Annotated in this window: 4 protein-coding genes and 1 pseudogene; 3 read left to right on the top strand and 2 right to left on the bottom strand. The window is 74.5% G+C overall.

Going from position 1 to position 4,257, the window contains the following annotated elements; all coding sequences use genetic code 11:
* Together BZL64_RS27995 and BZL64_RS27990 are read right to left on the bottom strand one after the other, a co-directional pair.
* On the bottom strand, window positions 1-709 hold a 709-nt coding region (locus BZL64_RS27995), incomplete at its 3' end, for a hypothetical protein (RefSeq protein ID WP_086771961.1).
* Between the two features lie 248 nt (window positions 710-957).
* Window positions 958-1,197 (bottom strand): chaplin, encoded by a 240-nt coding sequence (locus BZL64_RS27990; protein WP_086771960.1) that lies wholly within the window; start codon window positions 1,195-1,197, stop codon window positions 958-960.
* A 247-nt stretch (window positions 1,198-1,444) separates the two neighbouring features.
* Between BZL64_RS27990 and BZL64_RS27985 the strand changes: the two genes are divergently transcribed.
* The 3 genes and pseudogenes from BZL64_RS27985 to BZL64_RS27975 all read left to right on the top strand — a co-directional run.
* On the top strand, window positions 1,445-2,554 hold the full coding sequence (locus BZL64_RS27985) for a DUF3344 domain-containing protein (RefSeq protein ID WP_086771959.1): 1,110 nt from the start codon (window positions 1,445-1,447) through the stop codon (window positions 2,552-2,554).
* Between the two features lie 52 nt (window positions 2,555-2,606).
* Window positions 2,607-3,797, top strand: a complete 1,191-nt coding sequence (locus tag BZL64_RS27980) for a glycosyltransferase (protein ID WP_086771958.1) — start codon at window positions 2,607-2,609, stop codon at window positions 3,795-3,797.
* Window positions 3,794-4,257, top strand: a pseudogene (locus BZL64_RS27975) (transferase); the annotation flags it as partial. The gene BZL64_RS27980 and the pseudogene BZL64_RS27975, both read left to right, overlap by 4 nt.

Raw genomic sequence — 4,257 nt, 5'->3', positions numbered from 1 at the left:
CCCCCGTCACCGACCTGCTCGACACCTCCCTCGGGTCCGGCGGGGACCGGATCGGCGCCGACCGGGCCAGACGCCTGGGCGCCGCCGCCGCGGAGGCCCTCACCGAGGTCACCAAGGCCGCCGCCCCGACCGGGACACCGCCCAGCTCCGGCAGCAGGTCCTCCAGGGCCGGCAGGGACAGGCTGTCCACCAGGGACATGACCATGTCGGTGAGGCCGTTCACCAGGCTCGTGGCCGACGAGAGGATCTGGCCGACGTCACCGGAGGTGGCCGCCGCGAGCAGGGCGTCGACCTGTTTCTGCACGTCGGCGAGCACGTCGTCCGTGACGTCGGCGGCCCGGTTCTGCGCCCTGGTGCCGGCGCTGGGCGGTGTCCCGGTCGGGGCGGCGGCCTTGGTGACCTCGGTGAGGGCCTCCTCGGCGGCGGCGCCCAGGCGTCTGGCCCGGTCGGCGCCGATCCGGTCCCCGCCGGACCCGAGGGAGGTGTCGAGCAGGTCGGTGACGGGGGTGAGCACCGGCTGGACCTCGTCCAGCACCCTGGCACGGGCGAGGAGCGCGTCCGCGCCGGTGAGGGGCGCGCTCGGCACCGCATGGGTGCGCTCGCGCGTCGCTTCGCCGTCGGCGGCCAGGGCGGTGGGAGCGGCGATGCCGAGAACGAGGGTGGCGCAGAGGGCGGTGAGAGCGGTACGCCGAACGGGCAGACCACGCATGGAGGTTCCTTTCGATATGCGTCAGGACGCAGCTCCAGCGTGAGAGGGTGCCTCACCCTCCGCAACACGAAGATCGCACTCAGCGACTGCCTCGCGGGGTGCATCGCCCCTGGTGGGACGGCCCGTCAAGCCCCGCGGGCCGTGTCGCGGCCCGCTCCGCCCGTTCGGGGCAACGCGAACGGCCGCCCTCCTGGCGGAAGGGCGGCCGTTCGACGCCGAACGCGTCGTGACCTCGGATCGGGGTGACGTCAGTCGTTGACGCAGGTGTTGCCGAACGCCGGGTTCAGCAGGCCGATCACGTTGATCGTGTTGCCGCAGACGTTGACCGGGACGTGCACGGGAACCTGCACGACGTTGCCGGACACGACGCCCGGGGAGTGCTCGGCGATGCCGTTCGCGCCACTGTCGGCGGCGGCGATGCCGGAGGCGCCGGCGACGGCCGCGGCGGCAACGGAGGTCAGGACCAGGCCCTTCGCGATACGCGACATGGAGAGGTGCTCCTTGGGGGTTTGTGACACATGCACACGGGCGGGGATGCCCGGCGCTGTGTCAACGCGTGACGCCGCCCGGGGTTGTGCCGCCAATGGGGTGAAGTGACGAGGGATCAGGCTTCACCATTCCGACACACATGACCGACTTCTCAGGATTAATCCGGATAGCGATTAGAGTTGCGGACCGTCCCCCGCACGCTTATTGCCAGCAAATCGCACCTTTTCCGAAAGGGTCACGCCGGTCATGCGCCACTCCCTGGGTCCGCTGCTGCGCCGTGCGACGGTGGGCGTCCTCGCCCTCACCTCCCTCTGGGCGACGGGCGGCGCCCTGGCCGCCCCGGCGCCGCCCGTCGCGGAGGCCGAGCGCCTCGCCTTCACCCAGCGGTACCGCGCGACCCAGCACGGCGCTATCGTCCGCGCGGCCAACTCGGCCGTCAGCTGCCGCACGGCGCCGGGATCCGCCGGCCGAACCGCCCCCGCCTGCGAGGCCGTCCGGGAGGGGCGGGCCGCGGTCAACGGCGACTTCGACATGTTGTACGTCGATGTGGACCGCGACCCGAACACCTACAACTCCTCCCGTGCCGAGGTCCGTCTCCCCGAGGGCTCCCGGGTGACGTACGCGCGTCTGTACTGGGGCGGCAACCTGCGCGTCGGTGAGCAGAAGCCGCCGAAGGACAACGGGCGGGTGCTGATCGCCGAGCCGGGGGGCGCGTACAAGGCGGTGCTCGCGGACACGGTCACCGGCCACCGGGTGGCGCGGGGTGCCGACGCCTTCCAGGCCTCCGCGGACGTCACGGGGCTGGTGCGCGAGAGCGGGGCGGGTCTCTACACGGTGGCGCAGGTCAACGTGGCGATGGGCAGGTCGGCGGCCGGTGCGTGGGGCGGCTGGACGCTGGTCGTGGCGTACGAGAACCCGAAGGAGCCGTTGCGGCACCTCGCCGTGTGGGACGGCTTCGAGGCGCTCGGCTCGGGCGCGGGGCAGGAGATCCGGCTGCGCGGGGTGCCGGTCCCGCGCGGCGCGGGCGGCAGGGCGGGGCTGGTCGCCTACGACGGGGACCGCGGCCGTTCGGGTGATTCGATCACGTTCTCGACCGGCTCGCGGGGCGTCTCGGCGCTCTCCGACCCGGTCAATCCATCTGACGATGTGTTGAACTCCACGATCAGCGAGCCGGGGGCGGCTCCGGCGGCGCGTGTCCCGGCGTACGCCAACACGCTCGGTTACGACTCCGATGTGTTCGATCTGCGAGCGGGTTTGCGGCGCGGCGGTGACCAGCTGGCCTTCCGGCTCGTTTCCCAGCGGGACGCGGCGTGGGCCGGCGTGCTCTTCGTCGCCGTCGACTCACGGAAGCAGTAGGCGCGTTCCCGCCCCGTCCCCGAGCGCCACCCGTGAGCGAGGAAACCGCGCGATGCATCAGCCAGAACCCGACGTCGGACCGCGGGTCCTGCACCTCACCCAACCCGTGGACGGCGGCGTCGCCCGCGTCGTGACGGACCTGACGCGCGCCCAGCTCGCCGCCGGGCTGCACGTCACGGTGGCCTGCCCCGACAGCGCCCTCGCCACGGACCTGCGGTCCCTGGGCGCGGACGTACGGCGGTGGGAGGCGTCGCGGGCGCCGGGGCCCTCGCTGCCCGCAGAGGTGCGGCGGCTCCGGCGGGTCCTCGACGCGGTGCGGCCCGACCTGGTGCACGCGCACAGCGCGAAGGCCGGGCTCGCCGGACGGCTCGCCGTACGAGGGCGGATCCCGACCGTGTTCCAGCCGCACGCCTGGTCGTTCGAGGCGGTCGGCGGGGTCACCGCCACTCTCGCCCTCGGGTGGGAGCGGTTCGGGGCACGGTGGGCCGACCGGCTGGTGTGTGTGAGCGAGGCCGAACGGGCGACCGGGGAGCGGGCCGGGATCACCGGGCGGTGGACGGTCGTCCCCAACGGCATCGATCCGCAGCGCTTCCACCCGGCCCCCGTCGACACCGTGCGCGCCGCGCTGCTGCCGGGCACCGACCCGGCCGTCCCGCTCGTGGTGTGCGTGGGACGGCTGTGCCGGCAGAAGGGGCAGGACGTGCTGCTCGCGGCGTGGGACGCCGTCGCGGCCCGCGTGCCGGGGGCCCGGCTCGCGCTGGTCGGCGACGGCCCCGACCACGAAGCGCTGCGTCACCGTGCCCCGGAGTCCGTGCTGTTCGCGGGGTCCGTCGCCGACGTCGTCCCCTGGTACCAGGCCGCCGACCTGGTGGTCCTGCCCTCGCGCTGGGAGGGCATGGCGCTGGCCCCGCTGGAGGCGCTGGCCTGCGGGCGGCCCGTCGTGGTGACCGAGGTGGACGGCGCCCGCGAGAGCCTGCCGGCCGCGCTCGCGCCCCGTTGTCTGGTCGCCCCCGAGAACGCCGCCGCCCTGGCCACAACGGTCACGGAGCTGCTGCTCGACCCGCTGCTGCGGGAGTCCCTCGGCCATCAGGGGCGCCGTTACGTCCTGTCCACGCACGACGTGCGGCGCACGGCCGAGCAGGTCGCGGGCGTGTACCGCGACCTGCTCGGCCGGCAGCCCGCCGCAGCCGGTCACCCGGCGCGGGTCGTGCCCACCGAGTGCAGGGAGTCCATCCACTCGTGACTGCGGAAAGCACCGTCCCCTCCCCCGGCGCGCAGCCCGGGTTCGCCCACGTCTCGGTCCTGCCGCGGCGTGAGAGCGGAGCGGGATTCCGGTTCCCGGCCCGGCGGCCCGCCACCCGGCCCGTCTCGCCGCTGCCCCTGCTGCTCGCCGACGGTCTCGCCGCGCTGGCCGGCGCCCTGGCGCCGGCCGGGGCACAGCACCGCCCGCTGCTGGTCGCCGCGCTGGTGGCGGTCACCATGCTGCTGCGCCCGAACGGCTCCCGGCCGGTGGCCGGGATCCTGGACGAACTGCCCTCCGTCTGCGGGCGGATCGCGGTGGCCTGGCTCACGCTGGGGGCGCTCGTGGCGGCGTACGCCCCGGCGCAGGCGCTGTCCGCGCGCATCCTGGTCCTCGGGTTCACCGCGCAGGCGCTCACCGCCTGCACCGGACGCGCCGCCGTCCATCTGCTGCGCCGCCGGGC

This window comes from Streptomyces bobili (genome assembly GCF_002154575.1).
In the GTDB taxonomy this organism is placed as follows: domain Bacteria; phylum Actinomycetota; class Actinomycetes; order Streptomycetales; family Streptomycetaceae; genus Streptomyces; species Streptomyces bobili.
Note: the sequence above shows the minus strand (reverse complement) of the source record. Positions and strands in the feature narration are given on the sequence as shown.

Excerpts from the sequence above, each read along its gene's own strand:
- BZL64_RS27990 (WP_086771960.1), bottom strand. The coding sequence starts at position 1,197 with ATGTCGCGTATCGCGAAGGGCCTGGTCCTGACCTCCGTTGCCGCCGCG.
- BZL64_RS27985 (WP_086771959.1), top strand. The coding sequence starts at position 1,445 with ATGCGCCACTCCCTGGGTCCGCTGCTGCGCCGTGCGACGGTGGGCGTC.
- BZL64_RS27980 (WP_086771958.1), top strand. The coding sequence starts at position 2,607 with ATGCATCAGCCAGAACCCGACGTCGGACCGCGGGTCCTGCACCTCACC.